Below are 629 nucleotides of genomic sequence, written 5' to 3' on the forward strand. Positions count from 1 at the left end.
CGAGTAGGAGGAGGGATTATCCCTCCGTCCTCTCACACCACCGTGCGTACGGGTCCGTACACGGCGGTTCAATAAGTTGAGTGATGCGCGTCATGCATCTTGCGGTAAAACGATTCGATCGGAAGAAGTCCTGCTTGCTGCAGGGCTTCTTTTGAGATGGCCCGATGCAGGACATAGGAGCCGGCAATGCGCCAATATCCCTTCCGGGTGTTCGCCCATTGCCATGCTGTCCCTTTCGGGATCTTTAGTTTCATGAGGCTCCGATACCGGGTTCGTACCGTTTTCCACCGCTTCCAGATCAGCTGCCGGAGCCGCCTTCGGATCCATTGGCTGATCGCGATGATCGCGTTCTTCATCCTCGCGATGCCATAATACGCGATCCATCCTCGCACCATGTCATTGCATTCCTGAATGATCTCGCGGATGGCGCCGGGGCGTTTTCGAGACAGGAGCTTCCGTACCTTTTGTTTCAGTTTCTCTTTCGCTTTCCGGTGAGGACGGATCCCCGTTTTCCCCTTCGGCAGTGCCTGCAGGGAGAATCCGAGAAATGCGCGGGTGGTTGGTCGCCCCACAGCACTCTTGTCCCGGTTCACCGTAAGCGACAAGTCGTTTTCGAGAAACGCGGTAAT

General features: G+C 56.0%; 1 protein-coding gene. It reads right to left on the reverse strand.

Annotation, left to right across the window (positions count from 1 at the left end; translation table 11 throughout):
- Positions 1-68: 68 nt before the first annotated feature.
- A partial coding sequence (locus tag HCN83_RS17985; protein ID WP_281351792.1) for a group II intron maturase-specific domain-containing protein occupies positions 69-629 on the reverse strand: 561 nt, incomplete at its 5' end.

Origin of the sequence: Alkalicoccus luteus (assembly GCF_012034335.1) — a bacterium.
In the GTDB taxonomy this organism is placed as follows: Bacteria; Bacillota; Bacilli; order Bacillales; family Salisediminibacteriaceae; genus Alkalicoccus; species Alkalicoccus luteus_A.